Source organism: Pararhodobacter zhoushanensis, assembly GCF_025949695.1.
GTDB classification, from domain to species: Bacteria; Pseudomonadota; Alphaproteobacteria; order Rhodobacterales; family Rhodobacteraceae; genus Pararhodobacter; species Pararhodobacter zhoushanensis_A.
In genome coordinates this window covers 3893440-3919916 of record NZ_JAPDFL010000001.1, presented here as the reverse complement: position 1 = coordinate 3919916, position 26477 = coordinate 3893440, and the positions used below count along the sequence as shown (strand labels likewise).

Genomic DNA, 26477 nt, shown 5'->3' with positions numbered 1-26477 from the left:
CTCAGGCGCCCAGCCGTGCCCAGAGGGCGGCTTCCTCGACCCCGGCCAGCGCGTCTTGCGCCAGCGACAGGCCAAAGCGCGACATCAGGCTGCGGCGCGGGCCATAGGCGCGGATGCGCAGCGTCTTGCCATAGCGCGCCTTGAGGGTCGGCACCGCATGGCCGATGCCATCGGCGAGGCCCAGCGCGACCGCCTCGGTCCCCAGCCAGAAGCGCCCGTCAAAGAGGTCGGTCTCGGTGCTGAGCCGGTCGCCCCGTGCGGTCTTGATCTGGTTGATGAACACGCCGTGCATCTGTTCAAGCAGGCTGGTCAGGCGTTCGATATCCTCGGGCTTTTCCGGGCGGAACGGGTCGAGCTGGCTTTTCGAACGGCCCGCCGTGTAGACGCGGCGCTCGACGCCCAGCTTGCCGATGGCTTCGGTCAGCCCGAAGCCCGCCGAGATCACGCCGATCGAGCCAAGGATCGACGCCGGGTCGCAGTGGATGTCGTCGGCGGCACTGGCGATCCAGTACCCGCCCGAGGCCGCCGCATCCTCGACAAAGGCATGCACCGGGGTTTCGGTCTCCTCGGCCAGCCGCCGGATGCGTGCGCCGATCAGCGAGGATTGCACCGGCGAGCCGCCCGGCGAGTTGATCACCAGCGCCACGGCGACGGGCTTGCCGGCGCGGAACGCACGCTCCAGCAAGGGCGCGACACTTTGATCGGACAGACGCCCGCGGCCACCGGCGGCAATCATGCCCTCCAGTCGCACGAGATTTACACGGGGGCCACGGCGAAACAGCCGCGCGGGCAGGGCGAGGGGGCTTTTCATGGTCTCCGATGTAGGGGCGGTGCCGTTCAGCAGCAAGGCCCGGCCCCTGAAGTTGCCCAGAAAAACCCGGCGGGCAGGGGGATTGCGCCCTGCGCGCTCATGCCATCACGGTCTCACGCGCGTCGGTGATCAGCCGATACACCCGCCGCGCATCGGGGATGCGGCGAAACCCGGTGCGCACAACCGTGGTCTGGCGCCGTGATCCGCCGCTTCGCCCGCCGCTGGCGGTGCGAAACGACCGGCGCGCATAAGCCTGCGAGTGAAACCACACGGTGCCGGGCGCGCCGTCATCCAGCGCCAGTGAATTCATCTCGCGCAGATCAAACGGCTTGAGCGAGCGGCCAAAGAGCCCGTCGGTGGCGATATAGGCCTTGCGGTTGGTCAGCGTGTACCACGTCCGCTGCCGGACATAGGCGTCCCAGAACAGCCGCCCGATCAGCAGGTAAAGACCAACCGCAATGAAGGGCAGGCCGAACAGCGGGAAAAGGCGGAACACCGGATCGCCAGCCGGGACCATCGACGCCGCAAGCGTGACCCAGAAGATCGAGAACCCGGTGAAGAACACCCCCATGATACTGACCGGAGAGATCAGATCGCTCCAGACCATCCCGGTTTGCGGACGGCCTTGCCACAGGATCTGTTCGTCGGGGGCAAGGATGCCCTCCCATCCCGGGGGCGGATTGGTCATGGGGAAACTCCGAATACAATCACGAAATCAAGGTGCTCATCGTGCCGCGCCCGGGGCAAGGTGGCAAGTCTCGGGACGCGACGTGGCCGCACTCTTGACGCTGCACGCCGGGCTTTGCAACGGGTACGGCAGGACGCGCGGGGTCATCCCGTCACTGCCGCGCGATGCGGGGCCATCAAGGCGAAAACGTGCCGCGCCTCGGCGATATGGCGAAAGCCTGTGCGTTTGCGATGGATCTGCTGTCGGCGCACGCCGCCGTGGCGTCGGTTGCCGGTGGTATAGCGGATCAGCTCCTGCGCGAACCAGACGGTGCCGGGCGTGGTATCGACCAGCTCGATCGCGCGCATGTCCTCGGTGCCATAGCGCTGCAGGGCGCGCCGCCCCGGTCCCTGCGTGGCGATAAACGCCGCGCGGTCGGTGAGCGTGTACCAGGTGCGGCGGCGCTGACGGGCCTCCCAGAACAGCCGGCCGATGAGCAGATAGGCCCCGACCAGCCAGAAAAACCCGCCGATCAGCGGAAAGAACACGCGAAACGGCCAGAGCAGGGGGCGGTCGGGCATGTTGCCAAGCATGACACTGACGCCAAAGAGCCATGCCGTTGAGAAGGCGAGGAAAAACAAGCCCATTAAGGTTAACGGGCTGAGCAGGTCGCGCCAGAGGATGCCCGGTTCGGGCTGTCCTTGCCACAAGATACGCTCATCGGCGGCCAGAAGGCCCTCCCAGCCGGGGGGATGTGCTGTCACAAAACGGCTCCGCTGCATGTCAGGCGACCCATCCGCGCATCGTGCCAACCCTCGGCGGCGCTGGCAAGGCGGTCTCAGGCCGCCCGCGCCGCCCGCAGGTTGCGCGCCAGCAGATCCATCGCCGCCATGCGCACCGCGACGCCCATCTCCACCTGCTCCTGAATGACCGAGCGGTTGATGTCATCGGCGATGGTGCCGTCGATCTCGACGCCGCGGTTCATCGGGCCGGGGTGCATGACGATGGCGTCTTCCTTGGCATAGGCCAGCTTCTCGGCGTCCAGCCCGTAGCGGTGGTAATATTCGCGCTCGGACGGGATGAACCCGCCGTCCATCCGCTCTTTTTGCAGGCGCAGCATCATCACCACATCCGCGCCCTCCAGCCCCTTGCGCATGTCGTCATAGACCTCGCAGCCGAACTCGGACACGCCCGCGGGCATCAGCGTCGGCGGGCCGATCAGGCGCACGCGGTTCTCCATCTTGCCCAGCAGGATCAGGTTCGAGCGCGCCACCCGGCTGTGCGCGATGTCGCCGCAGATCGCCACGGTCAGGCGGTGCAACCGGCCCTTCTTGCGCCGGATGGTCAGCGCATCCAGCAGCGCCTGTGTCGGGTGCTCGTGCTTGCCGTCCCCGGCGTTGAGCACGGCGCAATTCACCTTCTGCGCCAGAAGATCCACCGCGCCGGAATGCGGATGCCGCACGACCAGCAGATCAGGGTGCATCGCGTTCAGGGTCAGCGCGGTGTCGATCAGCGTCTCGCCCTTCTTCACGCTGGACGACTGCATCGACATGTTCATCACATCCGCGCCCAGCCGTTTGCCGGCCAGCTCGAAACTGGCCTGCGTGCGGGTGGAGTTCTCGAAGAACATGTTGATCTGGGTGAGCCCGCGCAACGCCTCGGAATGCTTGTCGGTCGAGCGATTCAGCGTCACGTAATCCTCGGCCAGATCAAGGATCGTGGTGATTTCGGCGGGATCCAGTGGCTCGATCCCAAGAAGATGGCGGTGCGTATAGGTCATGCGGGGCCTCGCAGGGATTTGCTGGCGGTATAGAAAGCGCCGGACGCACGGGCAAGAAGAAAGCCTCCGACCGCGCCCCATCATCTGTCCCTAAATATCCACGGGGGTTTCCAAAGGGGGAGCGTGCTCCCCCTTTGGCGAGGGGGTTCGGGGGCGAGCAGCCCCCGACCTGCCCGCGACTCATTGGCGAGCCGCGCGCGATCCGCTAGGGTCACGCCATGACGGCTGCCATGGACTGGAACCTGGCCCGGGCGCTGCTGGAATGGCAGGTCGAACTGGGCGTGACGGACGCGATTCTCGCGGATCCGGTGGATCGGTTTGCCCATGCCGCCGAGCTGCGCGCCGCGCGCGAGGCCCCGCGTGAGCCCGCGCCCGAGGCCGAGTCCAAAGCCCCCACCATCATTCCCAAAGCCACGGCGGCCCAAGAGACAGCGAACGCGGTGGCCGAGGCCCGGCGCATCGCCGCTGCTGCGCCTGACCTGTCCGCGCTGGCCGAGGCCTTGGCCGATTACGGTCATTGCGAGCTGCGGCGCGGGGCGCGCAGCTGCGTGTTTTCCGATGGCAACCCCAAGGCCCGCGTGATGCTGGTCGGTGAGGGGCCCGGCGCCGAGGAAGATCAGCAAGGCAAGCCCTTCGTGGGCCGCGCCGGGCAGCTGCTGGACAAGATGTTCGCCGCTATCGGTCTGTCGCGCCACAGCCCCGATCCAGCGACTGCGTTCTATGTCACCAACACCGTGCCGTGGCGTCCACCCGGCAACCGCGAGCCGACGCGGGACGAGCTGGCGATGCTGAAACCCTTCCTGCTGCGCCATATCGAGCTGGCCGATCCCGATCTGGTCGTGGTGATCGGCAACGTGGCCTGCGATGCGCTGCTGGGACAGCGCGGCATCCTGCGGCTGCGGGGCAAATGGGGCGAGGCGCAGGGCCGCCCGGCGCTGCCGATGCTGCACCCGGCCTATCTGCTGCGCTCGCCCGAAGCCAAGCGCGAGGCCTGGGCTGATCTGTTGTCCCTGCAGGCGCGGATGCGGGATTTGCCATGATCGAGCCGCTGGTACTGCTGGCGTTTATCCCTGCGGCCTTGGCGCTCGCCCTGATCCCGGGGCCCGAGATGATGTTTTGCATCGGCCAAGGCGCGCGGTTCGGCGCGGGCAGGGCGCTGCGGTCCGCCTTTGGCATGGCGCTGGGGGCTTTCGCCGGGGCTGCGCTTGCCGGGCTGGGCCTGTCGGCGCTGTTGATCCAGGCGCCGGGCGCCTTCTCGCTGCTGCGCTGGGTCGGGGCGGGGTATCTGCTCTGGCTGGCGTGGTGCGCGTGGCAGCCTGGTGACGCAGGGCCAGCCCGCGCGGCGGGCGTGCCCGGCGGGTTGCTGGTGGCGCTGACCAATCCCAAAGGGGCTGGCTTTTCGCTGGGCGTCTTGCCGCAGTTTCTGGACCCGGCGCATCCGCTTTTACCGCAGGCTTTGTGTCTGGCCGTGGTGATGGCGGGGTGCGGGTTTTGTGTGAATGCTCTGGCCGGCGCTCAGGCCGCACGGTTTGGCATGCTGCTGGCCGGAGCCAGCTGGTGGCGGGGGATCAGCGCCGGGATATTCGGGCTGCTGGCGCTTCGTGTGATCACAGGAGAGCGTGGATGATCGAGCCCCTTGTCTTGCTTGCCTATATCCCTGCCGCGCTGGCGCTGAACCTGACGCCGGGGGCGGACATGATGTTCTGTATGGGCCAGGGCCTGCGCGGAGGCCCGCGCGCGGCGATGGCGGCGAATGCGGGGATTGCCTGTGGTGGCATGGTGCATGTGCTGGTCGCCGGGCTGGGACTGGGCGCGCTGATGGCGGCGCATCCGGGGATTTTCGAGGCGGTGCGCTGGCTGGGCGTGGCCTATCTGCTGTGGCTGGCGGTCAAGTCGCTGCGCGCCAGCGGTATGCCCGAGGTGCCCCGCGTCTCACCGGGGCGGGCGTTTCGCGAGGGCCTCGTGGTCAATCTGCTGAACCCGAAGGTGATCCTTTTCGTACTGGCCTTCATCCCGCAATTCGTTGACCCTGCGCGCCCGATCCTGCCGCAGTTCCTGCTGTTCGGCGCGGTGCTGTCGGTCGGCGGGCTGGTGGTGAATGGTGCCGTTGGGCTGGCTGCTGGTGGCGCGGCAGGCCGCCTGATGCGCTCGGCGCGGTTTGCCACGGTGCTGGGGCGCGTCTCGGCGGGTATCTTTGGCGCCTTGGCGCTGCGTCTGGCGCTGATGCAAAGGAGCTGAACCATGGGCACGATCGACGAGAGCAAGGACTTCATCCCGGTGCGTATTGCGGTGATGACCGTGTCGGACAGCCGCACGCTTGCCGAGGATCGTTCCGGCGACACGCTGGTGCAGCGGCTTGAGGCCGACGGGCATGTGCTGGCCGCGCGGATGATCCTGCAGGATGAGCGCGCACAGATCGCCGCGCAGCTGCGCGCCTGGTGCGCCGATCCTGACATAGATGTGATCCTGACCACCGGCGGCACCGGCCTGACCGGGCGTGATGTGACGGTCGAGGCGCATCGCGATGTCTATGAGAAAGAGATCGAGGCTTTCGGCACGGTTTTCACCATGGTTTCCCTGCAAAAAATCGGCACCTCGGCGGTGCAGAGCCGGGCAACCGGCGGTGTGGCGGGCGGCACCTATCTGTTCGCGCTGCCCGGATCGCCGGGGGCGTGCCGCGATGCCTGGGACGAAATCCTGCACTGGCAGCTCGATTTTCGTCATCGGCCATGTAATTTCGTCGAAATCATGCCCCGTTTGGATGAACATCTGCGACGGAAGTGACCGCGCCTTGCGTACAAGACTTGCGCGGTGATCTGCTGCGGTTCATGTCTCGTATCGTCACTACACAGATGAAAGACCCATAATGCGCTTTATGACCCGCAGCCTGATCGCTGTGTTTCTGGGGGCCTTGGCTCTGGGCCTGCTCGCCGTCGCCGGTGGCATGGTTCGCGACACGCTGGCGGATCGCGCGGCGCAGGAAAGCATGCCCCGCATGGCGCGCGAACGGGTGTTCACCGTGCGGGTGATGCGCTTGCAGCCGGGGGCGATGTCGCCGGTGCTGTCGGCCTTTGGCGAGGTTGTTTCGCGCCGCACGCTGGAGTTGCGGGCACCCTCGGCCGGGCGGATCCTTGAAATGGCCGACGGGTTCGAGGACGGTGCTGCGGTAACGGCGGGGCAGGTGCTGGTCCGTCTGGACCCGGCGGATGCGACGGCGGCGCGCGATCTGGTGCGCACGGATCTGTCACAGGCCGAGGACGAGCTGCGCGATGCGCAGGCCGCGCTGGAACTGTCACATCTGGACCGCGCAGAGAGCGAGGCGCAGGCAGACCTGCGCCAGCGCGCGTTTGAACGGCGGCAGACGCTGAGCGAGCGTGGTGTGGGCACCGAAGCGACGGTGGAAGAGGCAGAGCTGGCCTTCGCCGCCGCCCGCGCTGCCGTGATCGCGCGCCGTCAGGCCGAGGCGCAGGCCGAGGCCCGCGTGGCCACCGCTGAAACGGCGGTTGAACGTCAACGCATCAATCTGTCCGAAGCCGAGCGCCGCGTGACCGAAACCGCGATCGCTGCCAGTTTCGACGGCGTGCTGAGCGATACCAATGCCGTGGCGGGCGGGCATGTCGCCTCGAACGAGCGGATCGCGTCGATCATCGACCCGGATTCGCTGGAAGTGTCGTTCCGTCTGTCTACCGCGCAATACCTGCGGCTGCTCGATGCGCAGGGCGCGCTGATCGCGGCGCGGGCGCAGGTGGCGTTGGAACTGGGCGGGCTGGAAATCACCTCGCCTGCCGTGTTGAGCCGGGCGGCGCCTTCGGTCGGAGAGGGGCAGTCGGGTCGTCTGGTCTATGCCGCCATCGACGCGCCGCGCGGCTTTCGTCCCGGCGATTTCGTGACCGTGCGGATCACCGAGCCCGAGCTGCCGGGCGTGGCCATGGTGCCCGCCGCTGCGGTCGATGCGCAGGGCGGCGTGTTGGTGTTGGCGGGCGAGGACCGGCTTGAGGCGGCGACGGTCGAGGTGGTGCGCCGTCAGGGCGACAGCGTGCTGATCCGCACCGGGGCGCTGACCGGGCGTGAGATTGTCGCGGCCCGCAATCCGCTGCTGGGGGCGGGCATCCGCGTGCGCCCGCAGCGCGATGCCGCCGCAGAGATTCCCGCCGCGCCCGATCTGGTCGCGCTGGACCCCGAACGCCGCGCCGAGCTGATCGCGCGGGTGTCGGCCAATACCCGGATGCCCGAACAGGTGCGCACGCGCATTCTGGCGCAGCTGGAACAGGAAAGCGTGCCCTCGCAGCTGATCGAACGGCTGGAGCAGGGCGGCGGGCGGCAGGGGGCTGACGGCATGGCGCGCGAACGGGTGATTGCTGAGACATCGCTGGGGCTTTTCCGCTATTTCACGCGCCACAGAACCGCTGCCAATCTGGTGCTGGTGCTCATGCTGGCGGCGGGCATCGTCGCCGTGCCGCGCATGCATGCGCAGTTTTTCCCCGATATCGTTGTCGATACGGTCAATGTGTCGATCCCCTGGACCGGCGCGGGGGCGGCGGATGTGGATTCCGCCATCATCCAGATCGTCGAGCCGGTGATGATGGCGGTCGAGGGGGTCACCTCGACCTCGTCCACCGCGTCGGAAGGGCGCGCGCAGATCTCGCTGGAATTCGAGCCGGGTTATGACACCGAGCGCGCGGCGTCCGAGGTGCAGGACGCGCTGGACGGGATCAACACGCTGCCCACGGATGCTGATGACCCGCGCGTCACGCGCTCGAACTGGCGCGACCGGGTGACGAATGTGATCCTGACCGGGCCGGTGGGGATTCAGCAACTGGCGCTGTTCACTGATGAATTCGTCGCGCGGCTGTTTGCGGCCGGGATCACGCGGGCGTCGATTCAGGGCATCGCCTCGCCCGAGGTGTCGGTCGAGGTGCCGGCGATGCGGCTGGTGCAGTACGATGTGACGCTGACAGAAATTGCGGCAGCAATCGAGACATCGGTAGCGGCGGATCCGTCGGGCGAGCTGGCCGGGGGCGCGCAGCGGGTGCGCACCGGCTCGGCCCGCCGCACGCCCGAGGAAATCAACGCCATCGTCCTGCGCTCGGGTGCCGATGGCAGCACGCTGACCGTGGGTGACGTGGCGACCGTGCTGAGCCGCGATATCGACCGGGACCGATCCTATTATGTCGGCGACAGTCAGGCCGTGGTGGTGCGGGTGGATCGCTCGGCCAATGGCGATGCGATCGGCATTCAGGAGACGGTGCAGAGCGTCGCGGACGAGATGATGCTGTCGCTGCCGCAGGGCGTTCGGATCGAGCTGGCGAATGCGCGGGCCGATATGATCTCGGGCCGGTTGAACCTGTTGGTGAGCAACGGGTTGCAGGGGCTGGCACTGGTGGTGCTGTTGCTGTTCTTGTTCCTGAACGCGCGCACGGCGATCTGGGTGGCGGCGGGGATTCCGGTCAGCATGCTGGCCGCCGTGGCGATGATGTATGTCACCGGCATGAGCCTGAACATGATCTCGCTCTTTGCGCTGATCATCACGCTGGGCATCGTGGTGGATGATGCCATCGTGGTGGGCGAGCACGCCGATTACCGCTACCGGGTGCTCAAAGAAACGCCCTATCAGGCGGCGGAAAACGCCGCGACCCGCATGGGAATGCCGGTGCTGGCGGCGTCGCTGACCACAATCATCGCCTTTGGCGGGCTGACCGTGATCGGCGGGCGCTTTGGCGACATGATTGCCGATATTCCCTGGACGGTGATCATGGTGCTGCTGGCGTCGTTGATCGAATGCTTCCTGATCCTGCCCAACCACATGGCGCATGCGCTGGCCGGGTCGGCGAAAGAGCATTGGTACGACTGGCCGTCGCGCACGGTGAACAAGGGGTTTGACTGGTTCCGCCAGCGGATGTTCCTGCCCTTCATGCGGCTGGTGATCCGGGCGCGCTATGTGGTTCTGGCCGCCTTGATGGTGGCGTTGGCCTATACCGGGACAATGTTCCTGCGCGGCGATGTGCCGTGGCGGTTTTTCTCATCGCCCGAGCAAGGCACGCTGAGCGCCAACTTCCTGATGGCGGCAGATGCAACGCGCGACGACACGCAGGCGATGATGTTCGAGCTGCAGCGCGCGACGAATGCGTTGGCGACGCGGCTGGAGGCCGAGCACGGCACATGGCCCATCGCCTCGATCGTGGCCGAGGTCGGCGGCAACGCGGGTCGGTCGCTGGCGGCGGCCGAGAACCGGGATGCCGATCAGCTGGGGTCGATCACCATCGACCTGATCGGGGCGGACCACCGGCCGTATTCGTCGTTCGAGTTCACCTCGATGCTGCAAGACGAGGTGCGCCAGAGCCCGCTGCTGGAGGAGCTGAGTTTCCGCTCCTTCGGCATGGGGCCGGGCGGGGATTCGCTGTCGGTCGATCTGATCGGCGGCGATGCCGAAACGCTGAAAGCCGCTGCCGAGGCGCTGAAAGCGCAGCTGGCGCAGTTTGCGCTGGTGACCGGGCTTGAGGATACGCTGGCCTATGACAAGGAAGAGCTGGTGCTGGAACTGACCCCGCAGGGGCAGGCGCTGGGCTTTTCCACCGACACGCTGGCGCGCGAGTTGCGCCAAAGGCTGAGCGGGATCGAGGCGGCGACCTTCCCCGACGGGGTGCGCTCGGCCTCGATCTGGGTCACGCTGCCTGAGAACGAGCGCGCGGCGGATTTTCTGGAGAACACGCTGCTGCGCAGCGCGTCGGGCCGCTACCTGCCCTTGGGCGATATTGTGCGGGTCGAGACGCGGCAGGGCTTCTCGTCGATCCAACGCGAGAACGGGCTGCAACTAGTGACGGTCTCGGGCGTGCTGGATGAGGGCGACCCGGCAGCGGCGCGCGATCTGCTCAGCCAGATGGAGACGCAGATGCTGCCGCGTCTGGCCGAGGATTACGGCGTGACCTTCCGTCTGTCCGGGCTGAGCGAGCAGGAAAACGAGTTCCTCGGCGATGCGACCCTGGGCGCGATCGGGTGTCTGATCGCGATCTATCTGGTGCTGGCCTGGGTGTTCAGCAGCTGGATGCGACCGATGGTGGTGATGTCGGTTATCCCCTTCGGGATGATCGGGGTGATCTATGGCCACGCGCAATGGGGTATCCCGATGACCATGTTCTCGGTCGTGGGGATCATTGGCATGGCCGGGATTATCATCAACGATTCCATCGTGTTGGTTTCGACTGTGGATGAGTATTCCGCAGATCGCGGGTTGTTCCCGTCGATTGCCGACGCGGCAGGGGATCGTTTGCGTCCGGTGCTGTTGACCACGGCGACCACGGTTTTCGGGCTGGGACCGCTGTTGTTCGAACGCTCGAACGACGCGCAGTTCCTGCGCCCAACCGTTGTGACGCTGTCCTATGGGCTGGGTTTTGGCATGGTGCTGGTGCTGCTGATCGTGCCCGCGATGCTGGCGGCGGGGCATGATCTGGAGCGGGCCGTCCGCTCGGCCCGGCGCGCGTTCCGCATGCCGTCGGGGCAGGTGGGCGGCGGGATGCGGGCGCTGCCGTGGCTGGCGGCGGCGCTGGTGGCGGTGGCTTTCGCGCTGACGCTGGGCTGGGGGCTGGTGATGCAGGTGCCGGGGCCGCTGACGGCGCTGGCGCTGCCCGGCACAACGGGCCTGCTGGCCGCGCTGGGGGTTTTCGTGGTGACGGTGGCGGTGGGGATACTGGCGGTCTGGCTGGCCGGGGCGCTGACCATGGCGCTGCGGCGCAAACCGCCGGTTGAGCCTGCCGAGTAAGCGGCGGCTGAAAAGCCGGTGGCTCAGCCGCCCTGCAACGGATGCGAACCGGCGGCTCAGCCGCCGGTGCAGCCTTGCGAGACGAGCATCTGTTCCTCGGACAGCACGGTAAACACGATGCTTGCGCGGTCAAAGATCATCGGCTCGCCGCGACGGGGCGCGCGCAGGCGGGCCTGTGTCACCAGATCTGCGCCCTCGCGCCGGGTTTGCGTGTCGGTGACACGGTAGCCGGGCACCTCGACAATGACCGCCTCGGTCCGTCCGATCGAGGGGACAGAGGTGCGCAGCGTCAGCTCGGCGTCGCGGTCGCCGGGGTGCAGCTGGCAGGTGGCGCTGGTCAGGCCGCCCTGCGCGCCCGGCTCGGCCCGGTTGTCCAGCGCGGCGGTGATGCGGCGGTCGTGCTCGCCCGAACCGCGCAACACACCCTGCACGCTGACATCGGCAGGCACGCAGGTTTCGGCGCAAACGCCAATCGCCAGCGCGCCCAGCAGCGCCATCGGATGCGCGCCGTCCTGCGGGGTGACCTCGATGGGCAGAAGCAGCTCGTTCTCGTACCCGTAACTGCGATAGCCGTTCTGGTCGAAGATCTGCGGGCGCGGCCAGATGGCCCGGACGCTGGCCACGTTCTGCGACGCGCCCCAGTCAAAGCGCGGCGCGATGCCTGCCTCACCGGGGTTGCGCCAATAGGTGTGCCAGCCGGGGGCCAGCACGAGATGCAGCGCGGCCATGCGCGTGCCGCGCTCGGTGGTCCAGCCGGGCAGGATCTCGGCCGACAGAACAGGGTTCGACACCTGCGCTTGGGCCGCAGTCGACAGGGGCGACAGTGCGAGAGCGCAGAGCGTCAGGGTGCGGGGCAGGGATGTCAGGGTCATGGCAAATGCTTAGCAGAACGGCAGCGCGCGAAAAGTCACAAAAGGGCGAGAGATCCCGGGAGCGTGGCTTGGCTTTTGGTCGGGGCAGCGCCACATTGGTAGGGACACAAGGTTTTTGAACGGTGCGGCGATGGATTTCGATCTGACCGGAAAGCTGTTGATTTCGACCCCATCCATGGGGGATCGGCGGTTTTCGCACGCGATCATCTATATGTGCGCGCATAGCACCGAGGGCGCGTTCGGACTGGTGGTGAACCGTCCGGTGCCCCGGCTGACCATGGGCGCGGTGCTGGACCAGATCGGTATCGCCTGCACGCCCGAGCGCGAAGAGGCCGCTGTCCTGTCCGGTGGCCCGGTCGAAACGCAGCGCGGTTTTGTGCTGCACCAGGGCGGCAGCCCGGTGGATGACACGGCACAGGCGCTGCCCGAAGGGCTGTTGCTGAGTGCCTCGACCGACATCCTGCGCGCCATCGCGCGGGGCGAAGGGCCCGAAGCGTGGCTGCTGGCGCTGGGCTATTCGGGCTGGGGGCCGGGACAGCTGGAAAGCGAGATCGGCCAGAACGCCTGGCTGACCTGCGACGCGTCCCGCAGCCTGATTTTTGACGCCCAGCCCGGTGAACACCAGTGGAACGCGGCGCTCAGGTCCATGGGCGTGGACCCGATGAGCCTGTCCGCCGTGGCCGGTCGTGCTTAGGCGTTGGGGGGCAGCGCCTCGGTGATTTCGCGCAATTCGTTGAGCAGATCGAGCAGCAGCGACATCTTTTCCTCGCCGAAAGCTTCCTCGATCTCCCGACGCGAATCTTCGGACTGGCCGACAAGCTGGCCGAACATCGTCTGGCCGTGTTCGGTCAGTGTGACCATGTGACGGCGGGCGTCCGAACAGTCGACCTGCCGGATGATGCCTTTTTCCGACAGCGCCCGCAGGATCCGTGTCAGGGACGGCGGCAGGATCACGCAGCGTTGGCACAGCGTGCCCGCGTCCAGCGGTACGCCATCGGCCAGGGCGCGCAACACGCGCCATTGCGGCGGCGACAAGTCGCTGGCGTCGGAATATTTCTTGAACCGCCGCATCGTCGATTCTCGCGCCCGCAGCAAGGCCACGGTCAGCGAGCGTTCATAATATTCCTTGCCCGAAGGGATGCCGTCGGGAAGTGCTGCAGGAGTGGGGTTGGAAGCTGTTTTCATACGGTAACATTCGCGCGCGAGCCGCCGCAAAATCAAGTGGTTTTTCACGGGTGAAGCAGTTTGTCGCAAGTCAGGCTGCATTTGGGTTGTGGCGTGGCACAGGAACTGTCCCTTGCCTTGTGCTTAGTCCCCGTTGCTCCGTCCCGCGCGGCGTCGTATAGAGCGCGCATGACGGTTCGCCTTTCGCCTTTGCGCGCGATCATCATTCGAATTAGCGGCCCGGCGCTCTGATCAGAGTTGCCGGGACAAGGCGTAGGGAGACCTGCGCCGAAGCTTGCTAGATCCTTTCCAGAATTCGTTGATCCGGAGCCCACGCGATGTGTGCCGATACCCCCCAGACGTCTGAATACCCTGACTACAAAGACACCCTGTTCCTGCCCGAAACCGAGTTCCCCATGCGCGCGGGACTGCCTGCGCGCGAGCCGGAATGGCTGGCCCGCTGGGAGCGGCTGGGCGTCTACGAGCAGCTGCGCGACAAGGCCAAGGCCAGCGCGCGCAAGCCCTTCACGCTGCATGACGGCCCGCCCTATGCCAACGGCCATCTGCACATCGGCCACGCGCTGAACAAGACGATCAAGGACATCATCGTGCGCTCGCATCAGATGATGGGCTTCGACAGCCGCTATGTGCCGGGCTGGGACTGCCACGGTCTGCCGATCGAGTGGAAGATCGAGGAACAGTACCGCGCCAAGGGGCTGGACAAGGACGACGTGGATATCGTCGCCTTCCGTCAGGAATGCCGCAAGTTCGCCGAAGGCTGGGTGAACATCCAGCGCGAGGAGTTCAAGCGGCTGGGCGTGACGGGGACGTGGAATGACCCGTATCTGACGATGGACTACCACGCCGAGGCGGTGATCGCCGAGGAGTTCATGAAATTCCTGATGAACGGGTCGCTCTATCAGGGCTCCAAGCCCGTGATGTGGTCGCCGGTCGAGAAAACCGCGCTGGCCGAGGCTGAGGTGGAGTACCACGACCACACCAGCCATCAGGTGTGGGTGCGGTTCAAGCCGGTGGGCGGAGCCCTTGACGGGGCGACGGTGGTGATCTGGACCACGACGCCATGGACCCTGCCGCAGAACCGCGCGGTCGCGTTCAATCCGGGTATCGCCTATGGCCTCTACCGCGTCACCGAAGCCGACGAGAAATCGACGGCGGTGGTGGGTGAGACGCTCCTGCTGGCCGATGCGCTGGCCGAGGGGGTCCTGACCACCGCCAAGGTCACCGGCTTTGAAAAGCTGCGCGACGTCACGGCCGAAGACCTGGACGGGCTGGTTCTGGCGCACCCGTTCCGGGGCGTGGAAGGTGGCAATGGCGAATGGGACTATGACGTCCCCATGCTGCCGGGCGAACACGTTACCGACGACGCGGGCACCGGCTTTGTCCACACGGCCCCCAGCCACGGCGATGATGACTATCAGCTGGGCGTCAAGTTCAGGCTGCCGATGACCTATAACGTCGAGCCGGACGGTTCTTACCGCGCCGATCTGCCGCTGTTCGCCGGTCAGCACATCATCCTGCCCGATGGCAAGGAAGGCCCGGCCAACGTGTCGGTGATCAAGCAGCTGGCCTATAGCGGCGCGCTGTTGGCCAAGGGCAAGCTGAAGCACTCCTACCCGCATAGCTGGCGCTCGAAAGCGCCGGTGATCTACCGCAACACGCCGCAATGGTTCGCCGCCATCGACAAGCCGCTCGACGACGGCATGGGCCAGTATGGCGACACGATCCGTCAGCGGGCGCTGAAATCCATCGAGGATCTGGTCAAGTTCACCCCGGTCTCGGGCCGCAACCGCCTGCATTCGATGATGGAGGCGCGGCCCGACTGGGTGCTGTCGCGTCAACGCGCGTGGGGCGTGCCGCTGACCTGCTTTGTCAAGAACGGGGCGAAACCGGGCGACGATGACTTCCTGCTGCGCGATCCGCGCGTCAATACGCGGATTGTTCTGGCATTTGAGGCCGAGGGCGCGGATGTCTGGTATGTGCAAGGCTTCAAGGAAAAGATCCTGAAAGACCTGCATAATCCCGACGACTACAGCCAGATTTTTGACATTCTGGATGTGTGGTTCGACTCCGGTTCCACCCACGCTTTCGTGCTGCGCGACCGGGCGGATGGCGTGCCGGACGGCATCGCCGATGTCTATATGGAGGGCACCGACCAGCATCGCGGGTGGTTCCATTCCTCGATGCTGCAGGGCTGCGGAACCAAAGGCCGCGCGCCGTATCGCAACGTGGTGACGCATGGCTTCACGCTGGACGAGAAGGGCATGAAGATGTCCAAGTCCATCGGCAACATCATCGTGCCGCAAGAGATCATCGAGCAATACGGGGCCGATATCCTGCGGCTGTGGGTGGCGCAGGCCGACTACACGGTTGACCAGCGCATCGGCAAAGAGATCCTGAAGGGCACGGCGGACAGCTATCGCCGCCTGCGCAACACGCTGCGCTTCATGCTGGGCGCGCTGGGCGATTATGCGCCGTCGCAAGCGGTGGCCTATGCCGAAATGCCCGAGCTGGAGCAGCTGATGCTGCACCGGCTGGCGGAACTGGATGCGGTCGTGCGCAAGGGTTATGCGGCCTTCGACTTTCAGGGCGTGTTTCAGGCGCTGTTCACCTTCGCCACGACGGATCTGTCGGCCTTCTATTTCGACATCCGCAAGGACGCGCTTTATTGCGATCCGTCGGACAGCAAACTGCGCCGGTCGTGCCTGACCGTCATGGATGCGCTGTTCCACCGGCTGACGACCTGGCTGGCGCCGATCCTGCCGTTCACGATGGAAGACGTCTGGCTGTCGCGCTTCCCCGGCGAGGAAGGGAGCGTGCACTTGCAGGACTTCCCCGGCACGCCGGCAGAGTGGCTGGCACCGGAACTGGCCGCCCGCTCGACCACCGTGCGCGCTGTGCGCCGGGTGGTGACCGGGGCGCTTGAGGTTGAGCGTCGGGCCAAGACCATCGGGGCGAGCCTTGAGGCGGCTCCGACGGTGTACCTGTCGCCCGAACTGGCGCAGATCGTGACCAACCCGGACACGTTCGCGACGCTGTGCATCACCTCGTCGCTGACGCTGACGACCGAGGCCGCGCCTGAGGGTGCGTTCTCGATGGACGACGTGCCGGGCGTTGGCGTGGTGTTCCATCATGCGGACGGGCAGAAATGCCAGCGCTGCTGGAAGATCCTGCCGGATGTGGGCAGCCACAAGCATCCCGGCACCTGCGCGCGCTGTGACGCCGCGCTGGGTTGAACGGGCGCTGATTGGGGATAGGATGGGGCGGGGTCATTCCCGCCCCTTTCCTTTGTGATGCCCATGCCCCGACTGACCATCGAAACCCCTACCGGCCCCTTCACGCTGATCGAGCGCGACGGCGCGATCACGGCGGCGCATTGGGGCGCGGATGACGGCGAGGACGAGACGCCGCTGCTGGCCAAGGCGGCGGCGCAGGTGGCCGAGTATTTCGCCGGAACGCGGCGGGTGTTCGATCTGCCTTTGCGCATCGAGGCGAGTGCGGCGCAGCAGGCGGCCTGCGCGGCGATGGCGGCGATCCCGATGGGCGAGACACGGACTTACGGCGAGATCGCGCGCGATCTGAAGGTGAGCGCGCAGGCAATGGGGCAGCTCTGCGGGCACAACCCGATCCCGCTGATCGTGCCGTGTCACCGGGTGCTCGGGGCCAGCGGGCTGGGCGGGTTTTCCGCGCCCGAAGGGGTCGAGACCAAGGTCTGGCTGCTGAAACACGAGCGCGCGGGCGGGTTGCTGATCTAGGCGCGCGCGGCCTGAACCAGCCAGTCACGGAACTGCCGGGCCGGGCGCGAGGGGTTGGGACGCAGCAGGGCGACATACTCCATCCCCGTGGGCAGGAAGCCGTAGGGCGCGATCAGCCGCCCGGCGGTCAGTTCGTTGCGGATCAGGGCCTCAGGCAGCACGGCAGCGCCAAGGCCCGAGAGCGCGGCTTCGATCTTGTAGTGGAAATGCTCGAACACGGTGTCCTTGGCCGGGGCAAGCTGGTGGCCTGCGACATGCGCCCAATCCTCCCATGTGCCGACGCGCGAGCTGCTGGACAGGCGCGGGACATGGGCGAAGTCGGGCGTGACCTGCGCAGCAAGCGCGGGGGCGACGACCGGGCCGGTGAGGTCGGCAAAGAGCGGGGTGACGGCATAGCCCGCAGGCCAAGCTCCGGTGCCGACCCGGATCGCCACATCAGGCCCCGAGGCGGACGTGTCGACCGGCGCATGATCCGAGGTCAGGCGGACGCGCAACTGCGGGTGCAGCGCCTGAAAGCCGTGCAGCCGGGGGATCAGCCAGCGCATGGCGAAGGTGGCAAGGCTGGAGACATCGACGCTGTCGGCGGTGCGGGGCAGGGCGCGCAGGGCGTCCTCGAGCGCGTCAAAGCCACGCGCGAGGGCGGGGAGCAGCAACAGCCCGGTGGCCGAGGGGCGGGTGGCGCTGCGCGGACCTTCCGTCAGCGAGACGCCGAGAAGTTCCTCCAACTGGCGGATCTGGCGCGAGACGGCGGAATGGGTGACGCCCAGCGACGCCGCGGCGGTGGACATCGAGCCGAGCCTGCCAAACGCCTCATAGGCGCGCAGGGCGGTCAGCGGCAGGGTGCGGCGGTCTATGTTCATTCAACTCACAAAGCGCGGAGAATTTCTGCTTTGCCACTCTGCGCGGCTTGTGATGTCTGGTCCACAGATTTGCACCCCTGAAAGGCCTTGCGACATGAGTGTTGGTGTTTTTCTGGCCGTTCTGTGTGCAGCGCTTCTGCATGCCGGGTGGAACGCGATCATCAAGACCGGGCTGAGCAAGCAGACCTCTATGTTCCTGCTGTCGACCGGACAGGCGGTGATAGGCTTGGTTGTCGCGTTGTGTCTGCCGTTCCCTGAACCCGCGGTCTGGCCGTGGTTGCTGGGGTCAGGCCTGATCCACATGTGCTACCAGCTGTTCCTTGCCTATGCCTATGAGCAAGGCGATCTGAGCCGGGTCTATCCCATCGCACGCGGCGCGGCACCGATGCTGGTGCTGGGGGTAAGCCTGCTGTTTCTGGCGGACGAGCTGGAAGCCGGGGCGCTGTGGGGCATCGCGGTGCTGGGCTGCGGTATCGCGCTGATGGCGCGAGGTGTGCTGACCTCGGGCGAGTCGCGGCGGTTGCTGCCCTTTGCTTTCGGCTCGGCGCTGGCGACGGCGGGGTATACGCTGACCGATGGTCTGGGCGCGCGGGTCTCGGGCGAGCCGGTGGCCTATGTCGGCTGGCTGATGGTGGTGGCGGCGGTGTTCTACACGCCTGCGGTGATCGCGCTGCGGGGCCGGGCGGTGCTGCGGGCGGATGCGCGGGGCTGGGGATTGGGGATGCTGGCCGCTGCGGCGTCGTTCGGGGCCTATGCGATTGCGGTCTGGGCGATGACACAGGCCCCCATCGCGCTGGTGGGGGCGCTGCGCGAGACGTCGATCCTGTTCGCGGTGCTGATCGGCTGGTGGTTCTTTGGCGACCGGATGGACCGGGGCAAGGTGCTGGCGGCGCTGCTGATCGTCGCAGGCGTGGTGCTGACGCGGCTTTAGAGCCGCTCGCGGTAGAGCACCTGCTGCACGCATCCGGCGCAAAGCAGGTAAACGCTGGTGATGATCAGGCCCCAGGTGACCAGCATCGGCTGGGCGAAATCGGCCCAGGCGGCCATGGTCGCCAGCGCGACCCAGGCCAGCGCCATCGGCAGGGTGATCGCGCGCCAGCGCTGGGTGCGCACGGGGTGTACGAATTTGAGGCGCAGGAACATGGTGACCGACAGCACGAACACCAGTCCCAGAATGACCCAGAAATCCGGCCGTATGGCAAAGACCACCACCGCGACCATGTTCCAGCAGCCCGGAAAGCCCGAGAACGAGGCATCGGCGGTCTTCATCCGCGTATCGGCGAAGTAGAGCACCGAGGCGAAGGTGATGACGATGATCGCGATCCAGCCGGTCCAGCCGGGCAGTAGGCCCGAATTGAACAGCGCGAAGGCCGGGATGAACACATAGGTCAGGTAGTCGATGATCAGATCGAGCAGCACGCCGTCGATGATCGGCGCCTTGGTCTTGACGTCATACTTGCGCGCCATCGGTCCGTCGACACCATCGACGATCAGCGCGACGACCAGCCACAGGAACATCAGCGACCATTGCGAGTCGACGGCGGCGAGCATGGCCAGCATGGCAAACACCGCCCCGGTGGCGGTGAACATGTGCACGAAATAGGCGCGAAAGGTTTCGATCATGCCCTTCTGTCTGACCCGTTTACCGCGCCGAAGCAACCCGTTGCGTGCAGCGGATGGGCAGTCGTGATCCTTGTGCCCGGGGGATGATTGTGGCGCGTGCAGGGTGGCTTACAGAGTCAGCGCACCACTGACGCCATGTGCGCCAGGGTCGCCCTGTGGGGATTGACCGCCCGACAGGTTGACGCTGACCGGGCCGGGCAGTGTGTCGCCGGTGATGATCAGCGCGCAGGGCACCGGGCGCTGCGGGGCCTGCGGCGTCGCGGCGTTTCCTGCGACGGCGGTCAGCGCGTGCAGGCCGAAAGCAACGGCAAGGCGCAGGGCGGTTTGGGGGGTATTCATGGACGAAGAACCTGAGGTCAGCGGGGCGTGGGCAGCGGCATCGGGCGCGGTGCGTGCAACTTGGGTTTGGGCGAGAAGATGGTGAAGCGCTTGGTCATGGCGGCCTCTGGGTCAGCGGCGGATGGTGCGGACAGAGCCGTCACCGAAGACAACCTGCGGGCTGGGCTGAGCACCGTGGCCGGGCGCGCGCACACAGGGCGACGAGGCATCCATCTCGGCATGCGCGGTGGTGACCGAAAGAACGGTTGCGGCGATCAGGGTCAGGGCGAGGGTTTTCATCGACGGGCTCCGGGTCAAAGGATGATACCGGTAGGTCGCGGGGGCCACGCAAAGCGTTCAAAGTTTCTTGCGGGCGTCGGTCGGGCCGTTGGTCGCGCGGCTCAGCCTGCCGATTTCGCGCGCGGATGCGCGGCGCGGTAGGCCTCCATCAGGCGGGCGGTATCGACGCCGGTATAGACCTGCGTGGTGGACAGGTTGGCGTGGCCGAGCAATTCCTGAATGGCGCGCAGATCGCCGCCCGCGGACAGCAGATGCGTGGCGAACGAGTGGCGCAGCGCGTGCGGCGTGGCGCTGGCGGGCAGGCCAAGGCGCAGGCGAACGCTTTCCATCGCGCGAGCGATCAGGCGCGGGTTCAGCGGGCCGCCGCGCATGCCGCGAAAGAGCGGGCTTTGCGGCGCGATGTCCCAGGGGCACAGGCGCTGATAGGCGGCGACAGCCTCGGCTGTGGCGGGCAGGACAGGCACCATGCGTTCCTTGCCGCCCTTGCCAAGGATGGTCAGGCTGCCACCCGGCGTGGCGATGCGGGCGGAGTCGCGGCCGGTGAGGCCCAGCGCCTCGGAAATCCGCAAGCCGCAGCCATAGAGCAGCGAGACAACAGCGGCATCGCGGGCGCGGACCCAGGCTTCGGCTTTCTCGTCGCTGATGGTTTCGGTGACCGCGCGGGCGGCGTCTTCGTCCAGCGGGCGCGGCAAGGGCCGCTGATGCCGGGGCGCGCGGGCGCTGAGGATGGCAGTGGCGTCGAAACCGGCCTCACGGTCGGCCAGCCAGCGCGCGAAACTTTTGAGCGCGGACAGGGCACGGGCGAGGGTGCGCGCACCGCGCCCCTCGGCGCGGGCATGGGCCATCCACGCGCGCAGGTCACGGGTTTCCACCGCGCGCAGCTGGTCCAGACCGGCGGCACCGCCGTGATGGCGGGCGAGGAAGTCGAGAAATTCGGTGACGTCGGCGCGGTAGGCGTTGACCGTGTGGTCCGAGGCGTCGTTCAGCGCACCAAGGTGCGACAGCCACTGCGAAAGCGCGTCGCGCAAAGCCGGGGAAATGGCGCTGGGCGCGCCCTTGGTCACGACAGCCAGCGCCGGAGCACGCGCTCGAAACTGCCGGTGAAGAAGCTGAGCAGGTCGGTGCCCTGACCGGGCTTGAAGCGGTGCGGATCTTCAGACCCCATCGCCAGCATGCCGGGCAGTCGGCCCTTGCCCAGATCGAGGCGCATCAGGGCTTCGGAGCGCAGATCGGCGGCCACCTCGCCGTAAGGGCCAGCCGAGGGCGGCACGCCCTGACGCAGCACGATGGGGCGGGCGGGCGCGGGACGCCCGGCGCTCATGTAGGTCTCGACGTAGCCGGGTTTCTTGACGCGCAGGATCACGTCCAGCTTGCCCAGACCGCTGGACGGCTCGGGGCTTTCCAGTACCAGACGCACGGCATCGACGCCAAGGATCTCTCCCACCGCGCCGCCCAGATCGAGCACGAAGGTCTCGAAGCGTTCGGCATCCAGCAGGCGCAGCAGCGCGCGGTGGATCTGGTTGGTGGAGGAGAGGTTCTCATAAGCGGCGGCGATGACGGCGCGGTGGGTGTCTTCCAGCCGGTCCAGCCGGGACTCCAACCGCTCCATCGCCATGCCGCGCAGATCGACGACATTGCCGCCCATCGCGCGTTCAGAGGTCAGCACAAGGGCGCGCATCAGATCGGGGTCATCCAGCACAAGGCCGGGATCGGCGAGCACGCGTGCCCGCCATTCATCCTGCGTTCGGACGTCTTGTGCCGGTCCCGTCGCTGCCATGTCTGCCCCGATCTTGTGCCTTCGCCCTGACCCTACACCAGATCAGACGATTTTCTGACCGGTTTTTTCCCAGTCCTTCATGAACTGTGCCAGACCTGCATCGGTCAGCGGGTGCTGCGCCAGCTTGCGGATCACTTCCGGCGGGGCGGTCATCACATCGGCGCCAACCAGCGCGCATTGGGTGACATGGTTCACCGTGCGGATCGAGGCGGCAAGGATCTGGGTCTCGAACCCGTAGTTGTCATAGATCTGGCGGATGTCCGCGATCAGGTCCATGCCGTCAAAGTTGATGTCGTCCAGACGGCCGATGAACGGCGAGATGAACGTCGCACCGGCTTTGGCGGCCAGCAGGGCCTGATTGGCGCTGAAGCACAGGGTGACGTTGACCATATGGCCTTCGCCGGTCAGCACCTTGCAGGCCTTCAGACCGTCCCAGGTCAGCGGCAGCTTGATGGTGATGTTCGGCGCGATCTCGGCCAGGCGTTTGCCTTCGGCGATCATCGCGCTGGATTCCAGCGCCACGACTTCGGCGGAAACCGGGCCGTCAACGATCGAGCAGATCTCTTTGGTGACGTCGATGATGTCACGGCCCGATTTCAGGATGATCGAGGGATTCGTGGTGACGCCATCGACCATGCCGAGGTCATTCAGCTCACGGATGGCCGCTACATCGGCGGTATCGACAAAGAATTTCATCGCGCTCTATTTCCTCTGAAAGAAGGGGGCGGTTGCGGAAGAGGTTCGGGGGCGTCATATCCTATCGCACCCCCGCCTGAAAGGTCTTTTGCCCCCGTGCAAGCGTCCCCGGTCTCCACATTTGCCCCCGGCGAGCCGCTCGCCGTGCTGACCACGCAGCCGCTGGACCGGCTGCTGGATTACCGCGCGCCCGAGGGTGGCGCGGTGATCGGCGACTTTGTCGAGGTGCCTTTGGGGCCGCGCAAAGTGCTGGGCTGCGTGTGGGGGCCATCGGAAAGCGGGCTGCCGCTGGCCAAGCTGCGGGCGGTGATCCGGGTGCTGGATGTGCCGCCGATGCGCGACGAATTGCACAGTTTCCTGATGCGGGCGGCAGAATACACGCTGACCCCGCTCAGCCTGATGCTGTTTCTGGCGACCCGCGCGCCGGGGCTCAGTTCCGGCCCGGCAATGATCCGGGTGTTCCGGCTGGGCAATGCCGAACCCGTGCGCATGACCGACGCGCGCCGCCGGGTTCTGGACGTGTTCGACAGCTATGGCGGCTCGGCGCTGACCATCGGCGAGATTACGCGCGCCGCGGGGGTGACCGGTTCCGTCGTCAACACGATGGCTGCGCATGGCGCGCTGATCGAGGGCGAAGCGCCGAAAGATCAGCCCTATCCGCGGCTGAACCCGGGCCTTGCGGGCAAGCCCTTGTCCGAGGATCAGCAGGCGGCAGTAGACGCGCTGGCGGCGGGCGGCGACGGGTTCGGCGTGACACTGCTCAAAGGCGTGACCGGGTCGGGCAAGACCGAGGTGTATCTTGAGGCCGTGGCGAATTGCCTGCGGCAGGGGCGGCAGGCCTTGGTGCTGCTCCCTGAGATCGGGCTGACCGAAGGGTTCCTTGAGCGGGTCGAGGCGCGGTTTGGCGTGCGGCCCGGCGAATGGCATTCCGGCGTGACGATGACCGAGCGGCGGCGGCTGTGGCGCATGGCGGGTGAGGGGCGGGTGTCGATGGTGGTCGGCGCGCGCTCGGCGCTGTTCCTGCCGTACCGCGATCTGGGCCTGATCGTGGTCGATGAGGAACACGACACGTCCTACAAACAAGACGACGGCGTGATGTATAACGCCCGCGACATGGCGGTGCTGCGTGCCTCGCTGGCTTCCGCGCAGGTGGTGCTGGCCTCGGCCACGCCGTCGCTTGAAAGCTGGGCGAATGCCGAGGCGGGCAAGTACAAGCGCGTCGATCTGCACGCGCGCTTCGGCGTGGCCGAGCTGCCAAAGATGCGCGCGCTGGATCTGCGCGGGCAGAAGATGCCGCACGGGCGCTGGATCGCACCCGCGCTGAAAGACGCGGTGGATGCGCGGCTGGCGGCGGGCGAGCAGTCGCTCTTGTTCCTGAACCGGCGCGGCTATGCGCCGGTGACGACCTGCCGGGCCTGCGGGCACCAGATCGCCTGTGAAAATTGCGACTCGCGCATGGTCGAGCATCGGTTCCTGAACCGGCTGATGTGCCACCAATGCGGCGCGACAGCGCCCATTCCGACGGCGTGCCCTGAGTGCAAGACCGAAGGCTCGATGCATCCGATCGGACCGGGGGTCGAGCGGCTGGACGAGGAAACCCGCAGCCTGTGGCCCGATGCGCGGGTGGCGGTGCTGTCGTCGGATCTGTTCGGCTCGGCCCGGGCGCTCAAGGAACAGATCGCGGCGATTGCGGCGGGGGCGGCGGATATCGTCATCGGCACGCAGCTGGTGGCCAAGGGGCACAACTTCCCCTTGCTGACGCTGGTCGGTGTGATCGACGCCGATCTGGGCCTGCACGGCGGCGATCTGCGCGCGGCGGAACGCACGTTCCAGCTGATCCGGCAGGTCGCCGGGCGGGCGGGGCGGCATGACAAGCCGGGGCTGGCGCTGTTGCAGACGCACCAGCCGGACCATCCGGTCATTCAGGCGATCCTGTCGGGCGATGACGAAGGCTTCTGGCAGGCCGAGGCGAACGAGCGTCAGGCGCTGGCGATGCCGCCCTATGGGCGGCTGGCGGGGATCATCCTGTCCTCGACCTCGCTGGAACACGCGTTCGAGATGGGCAACCTGCTGGCCCGCAACCCCGAGGCCCTGCACAAGATCGGCGCGCAGGTTTACGGGCCCGCGCCCGCGCCGATCGCGCGGGTGCGCGGGCGCCACCGGGTGCGGCTGTTGGTCAAGGCAGCCAAGGGCGCGCCGTTGCAGCAGGCGATTCGGGCGTGGCTGGCCCCGCTCAAGCTGCCGGGCGATACCCGGCTGGCAGTGGATATTGATCCGCAGAGCTTCTGGTGATCGCGGCGGGGCGGCTTATCTAAGCAAAAACGCAAAAGGAGCGCCGCGCATGTGGGAAAACCGCTATTCCAAGACGGATGAGTATCTGTTCGGCACCGCTCCGGCGCTGTTTCTGACCGAGAACCCGTGGCTGACGGCAGGGGTGGAAACCGCGCTGAGCGTGGCGGATGGCGAAGGGCGCAATGGCGTGCAACTGGCGCGGGCCGGGCTTCAGGTCACATCCTTCGATCTGTCACCGACGGCGGTAGGGCGCGCCAAGGCACTGGCCGAAAAGGCCGGTGTGACGCTGGATACGCGCGAAAGCGACTGGCAGGGCTGGGACTGGGACCGGCAGTTCGATCTGGTGGTGGGGATCTTCATCCAGTTCATGCCACCCGCCGAACGCCCCGCGCAATTCGCCAATCTCGCGCGGGCGGTGAAGCCGGGCGGGCGGCTGGCGCTGCATGGGTACACGCCCGAACAGGTGGCCTTGGGCACCGGAGGGCCGCCGACTATCGCGCAGATGTGGACACCCGAGCTGCTGGTGACGGCCTTCCCAGGCTGGCGCATCGAACGCCTTGCCGCCTACGAGCGCGACGTGCAGGAGGGGCGCGGTCACAGCGGGCGCTCGGCGCTCATCGACTTCGTGGCGACCCGCCCCTGATCCTCACCTTGCTGCAAATACGCATCTTTTTGGCGCACGGGGGGATCCCCAAGGGGGAGCGTGCTCTCCCCTTGGGCGAGGGGGGCGCCATTGGAACGCCATTGGTCCGAGAGACAATGGCGACGGGGGCGAGCAGCCCCCGGCTTACCCGCGCAGGATGATGCAGGTGGTCGAGCCGGTGGCGTAAAGCTTGCCATCCTCGACGCCGATGATCGTGCCCTCGGCCACCGCGGTCGAGCGTCCGGCGTGCTGCACCCGCGCCCGGCATTCGACCAACACGCCGGGTTTCAGCGCGCGGGTCAGGTTTACCTTGTATTCCAGCGTCGTATAGCCCGCGCCCGCCTCGAGCGTGGTGGCCACCGAGCAGCCCAGCGCACTGTCCAGCACGGTGCCATACCAGCCGCCATGAACACCGCCCATCGGGTTGAGATGCTGGAATTCAGCGGTGCCCCGAAAGGCCGCTTCGCCGAATTTCATCTCATGCATGCGGAAGTTCATCACCGCAGCGATGGGCGCACCGGCAATGCGGCCCTCGACGATGGCCTGCATATACTCAAGCCCCGTCATCTTGGCGACAACCTCGCGGGTGGGCAGGTCGGCGGGGCTTCTGGCGGGGTATTGCTCGGCCATGACGGGCCTCCCTTTTGGCTGTGGGGGAAGCTAGGCAAGCGGGGGGCGTCGGGCCAGCCCTGTCGGGGCGGCCCGACGCTACGTCATCACTGGCCGTGGCGGGCGAGCCAGTCGCGCATGAAGGCGATCTCGGTTTCCTGCGCAGCAATGACGCCTTCGGCCAGCGCGCGGATTTCGGGGTCTTGCCCGTATTCCAGCACGACACGGGCCATGTCGACCGCGCCCTGATGGTGCGGGATCATGCCCCGGACGAAATCGACATCGGCGTCGCCGGTCATCGCGGCCCCCATCTCGGCATGCATGCGGGTGTTGATCTCGGCATAGGCGGTGGCCGCCGGGCTGTTGGCCATCGGCATGGCATGGCCTTCATGCCCGCCCATCTGCGCGGCAGCGGGCAGGGTCAGGGCGATCAGCGGCAGGGCGAGGAGAAGACGTGAGGGGCGCATGGGGACTCCGGGTTTGTGTGCCCGGAATCTTTGCGGGATTCCCCTCACTGGAAGGCAAATGACGGTCGT

Annotated in this window: 26 protein-coding genes; 11 read left to right on the top strand and 15 right to left on the bottom strand. The window is 66.9% G+C overall.

The window, feature by feature from the left end; translation table 11 throughout:
• Window position 1: 1 nt before the first annotated feature.
• The 4 genes from OKW52_RS19475 to OKW52_RS19460 all read right to left on the bottom strand — a co-directional run bounded on the left by OKW52_RS19475 (window position 2) and on the right by OKW52_RS19460 (window position 3258).
• Window positions 2-811, bottom strand: a complete 810-nt coding sequence (locus tag OKW52_RS19475) for a S49 family peptidase (protein ID WP_264507174.1) — start codon at window positions 809-811, stop codon at window positions 2-4.
• A 97-nt stretch (window positions 812-908) separates the two neighbouring features.
• A complete protein-coding gene (locus OKW52_RS19470; RefSeq protein WP_264507173.1) occupies window positions 909-1499 on the bottom strand; it encodes a hypothetical protein in 591 nt (196 codons plus the stop codon).
• A gap of 143 nt (window positions 1500-1642) precedes the next feature.
• The gene (locus OKW52_RS19465) at window positions 1643-2242 is read right to left on the bottom strand and encodes a hypothetical protein (RefSeq protein WP_264507172.1); all 600 of its coding nucleotides are present in this window, start codon (window positions 2240-2242) and stop codon (window positions 1643-1645) included.
• A 74-nt stretch (window positions 2243-2316) separates the two neighbouring features.
• A complete protein-coding gene (locus tag OKW52_RS19460; RefSeq protein ID WP_264507171.1) occupies window positions 2317-3258 on the bottom strand; it encodes an aspartate carbamoyltransferase catalytic subunit in 942 nt (313 codons plus the stop codon).
• A gap of 230 nt (window positions 3259-3488) precedes the next feature.
• On the opposite strand from OKW52_RS19460, the gene OKW52_RS19455 reads away from it, so the two are divergent.
• The 5 genes from OKW52_RS19455 to OKW52_RS19430 all read left to right on the top strand — a co-directional run bounded on the left by OKW52_RS19455 (window position 3489) and on the right by OKW52_RS19430 (window position 11014).
• Window positions 3489-4298, top strand: coding sequence for a uracil-DNA glycosylase (locus OKW52_RS19455; protein ID WP_264507170.1), 810 nt, complete (start codon window positions 3489-3491; stop codon window positions 4296-4298).
• Window positions 4295-4885: a LysE family translocator gene (locus OKW52_RS19450; protein ID WP_264507169.1), complete on the top strand. Its 591-nt coding sequence runs from the start codon at window positions 4295-4297 to the stop codon at window positions 4883-4885. The genes OKW52_RS19455 and OKW52_RS19450 overlap by 4 nt, the downstream gene beginning before the upstream one ends.
• Window positions 4882-5496 (top strand): LysE family translocator, encoded by a 615-nt coding sequence (locus OKW52_RS19445; protein WP_264507168.1) that lies wholly within the window; start codon window positions 4882-4884, stop codon window positions 5494-5496. Before OKW52_RS19450 ends, OKW52_RS19445 begins: the two co-directional genes overlap by 4 nt.
• Window positions 5497-5499: 3 nt before the next feature.
• Window positions 5500-6042, top strand: coding sequence for a molybdenum cofactor biosynthesis protein B (moaB, locus tag OKW52_RS19440; RefSeq protein ID WP_264507167.1), 543 nt, complete (start codon window positions 5500-5502; stop codon window positions 6040-6042).
• Window positions 6043-6133: 91 nt separating this feature from the next.
• Window positions 6134-11014 (top strand): efflux RND transporter permease subunit, encoded by a 4881-nt coding sequence (locus OKW52_RS19430; RefSeq protein ID WP_319800485.1) that lies wholly within the window; start codon window positions 6134-6136, stop codon window positions 11012-11014.
• Between the two features lie 56 nt (window positions 11015-11070).
• Here the strand turns inward: OKW52_RS19430 and OKW52_RS19425 are convergent, their stop codons facing one another.
• The gene (locus OKW52_RS19425; RefSeq protein WP_264507166.1) at window positions 11071-11886 is read right to left on the bottom strand and encodes a protein-disulfide reductase DsbD domain-containing protein; all 816 of its coding nucleotides are present in this window, start codon (window positions 11884-11886) and stop codon (window positions 11071-11073) included.
• Window positions 11887-12016: 130 nt separating this feature from the next.
• Here OKW52_RS19425 and OKW52_RS19420 point away from each other — a divergent pair, with 130 nt between their 5' ends.
• Complete coding sequence (locus OKW52_RS19420; protein WP_264507165.1) at window positions 12017-12580, top strand: YqgE/AlgH family protein; 564 nt, start codon at window positions 12017-12019, stop codon at window positions 12578-12580.
• Here the strand turns inward: OKW52_RS19420 and OKW52_RS19415 are convergent.
• Window positions 12577-13071, bottom strand: a complete 495-nt coding sequence (locus tag OKW52_RS19415) for a MarR family transcriptional regulator (RefSeq protein ID WP_264507164.1) — start codon at window positions 13069-13071, stop codon at window positions 12577-12579. The genes OKW52_RS19420 and OKW52_RS19415 overlap by 4 nt on opposite strands.
• 317 nt (window positions 13072-13388) lie before the next feature.
• On the opposite strand from OKW52_RS19415, the gene ileS reads away from it, so the two are divergent.
• Together ileS and OKW52_RS19405 are read left to right on the top strand one after the other, a co-directional pair.
• Window positions 13389-16304 carry an isoleucine--tRNA ligase gene (gene ileS / locus OKW52_RS19410; protein ID WP_264507163.1) on the top strand — a complete coding sequence of 972 codons (2916 nt, stop codon included), beginning with the start codon at window positions 13389-13391 and terminating at the stop codon, window positions 16302-16304.
• Between the two features lie 63 nt (window positions 16305-16367).
• Window positions 16368-16823 (top strand): methylated-DNA--[protein]-cysteine S-methyltransferase, encoded by a 456-nt coding sequence (locus tag OKW52_RS19405; protein WP_264507162.1) that lies wholly within the window; start codon window positions 16368-16370, stop codon window positions 16821-16823.
• Here the strand turns inward: OKW52_RS19405 and OKW52_RS19400 are convergent.
• Window positions 16820-17683, bottom strand: coding sequence for a LysR substrate-binding domain-containing protein (locus OKW52_RS19400; protein WP_264507161.1), 864 nt, complete (start codon window positions 17681-17683; stop codon window positions 16820-16822). The genes OKW52_RS19405 and OKW52_RS19400 overlap by 4 nt on opposite strands.
• Before the next feature lie 94 nt (window positions 17684-17777).
• Here OKW52_RS19400 and OKW52_RS19395 point away from each other — a divergent pair, with 94 nt between their 5' ends.
• Complete coding sequence (locus OKW52_RS19395; protein WP_264507160.1) at window positions 17778-18614, top strand: EamA family transporter; 837 nt, start codon at window positions 17778-17780, stop codon at window positions 18612-18614.
• Here the strand turns inward: OKW52_RS19395 and OKW52_RS19390 are convergent.
• The 6 genes from OKW52_RS19390 to fsa form a co-directional block, all read right to left on the bottom strand.
• On the bottom strand, window positions 18611-19306 hold the full coding sequence (locus tag OKW52_RS19390; protein ID WP_127105546.1) for a CDP-alcohol phosphatidyltransferase family protein: 696 nt from the start codon (window positions 19304-19306) through the stop codon (window positions 18611-18613). The genes OKW52_RS19395 and OKW52_RS19390 overlap by 4 nt on opposite strands.
• 108 nt (window positions 19307-19414) lie before the next feature.
• The gene (locus tag OKW52_RS19385) at window positions 19415-19645 is read right to left on the bottom strand and encodes a hypothetical protein (RefSeq protein ID WP_264507159.1); all 231 of its coding nucleotides are present in this window, start codon (window positions 19643-19645) and stop codon (window positions 19415-19417) included.
• A 111-nt stretch (window positions 19646-19756) separates the two neighbouring features.
• Window positions 19757-19924, bottom strand: coding sequence for a hypothetical protein (locus tag OKW52_RS19380; protein WP_264507158.1), 168 nt, complete (start codon window positions 19922-19924; stop codon window positions 19757-19759).
• Window positions 19925-20025: 101 nt separating this feature from the next.
• Window positions 20026-20988: a tyrosine recombinase XerC gene (locus OKW52_RS19375; RefSeq protein WP_264507157.1), complete on the bottom strand. Its 963-nt coding sequence runs from the start codon at window positions 20986-20988 to the stop codon at window positions 20026-20028.
• Window positions 20985-21701 (bottom strand): DUF484 family protein, encoded by a 717-nt coding sequence (locus OKW52_RS19370; protein ID WP_264507156.1) that lies wholly within the window; start codon window positions 21699-21701, stop codon window positions 20985-20987. The genes OKW52_RS19375 and OKW52_RS19370 overlap by 4 nt, the downstream gene beginning before the upstream one ends.
• A 42-nt stretch (window positions 21702-21743) precedes the next feature.
• Window positions 21744-22397, bottom strand: a complete 654-nt coding sequence (gene fsa / locus OKW52_RS19365) for a fructose-6-phosphate aldolase (RefSeq protein WP_127105550.1) — start codon at window positions 22395-22397, stop codon at window positions 21744-21746.
• A 96-nt stretch (window positions 22398-22493) separates the two neighbouring features.
• Here fsa and OKW52_RS19360 point away from each other — a divergent pair, with 96 nt between their 5' ends.
• Complete coding sequence (locus tag OKW52_RS19360; protein ID WP_264507155.1) at window positions 22494-24689, top strand: primosomal protein N'; 2196 nt, start codon at window positions 22494-22496, stop codon at window positions 24687-24689.
• Between the two features lie 49 nt (window positions 24690-24738).
• Window positions 24739-25332, top strand: a complete 594-nt coding sequence (locus tag OKW52_RS19355; RefSeq protein ID WP_264507154.1) for an SAM-dependent methyltransferase — start codon at window positions 24739-24741, stop codon at window positions 25330-25332.
• A 144-nt stretch (window positions 25333-25476) separates the two neighbouring features.
• Here the strand turns inward: OKW52_RS19355 and OKW52_RS19350 are convergent, their stop codons facing one another.
• Both OKW52_RS19350 and copM read right to left on the bottom strand, forming a co-directional pair.
• Window positions 25477-25962, bottom strand: coding sequence for a PaaI family thioesterase (locus OKW52_RS19350; protein WP_264507153.1), 486 nt, complete (start codon window positions 25960-25962; stop codon window positions 25477-25479).
• Window positions 25963-26048: 86 nt separating this feature from the next.
• On the bottom strand, window positions 26049-26408 hold the full coding sequence (gene copM, locus OKW52_RS19345) for a CopM family metallochaperone (protein WP_264507152.1): 360 nt from the start codon (window positions 26406-26408) through the stop codon (window positions 26049-26051).
• Window positions 26409-26477 lie beyond the last annotated feature (69 nt).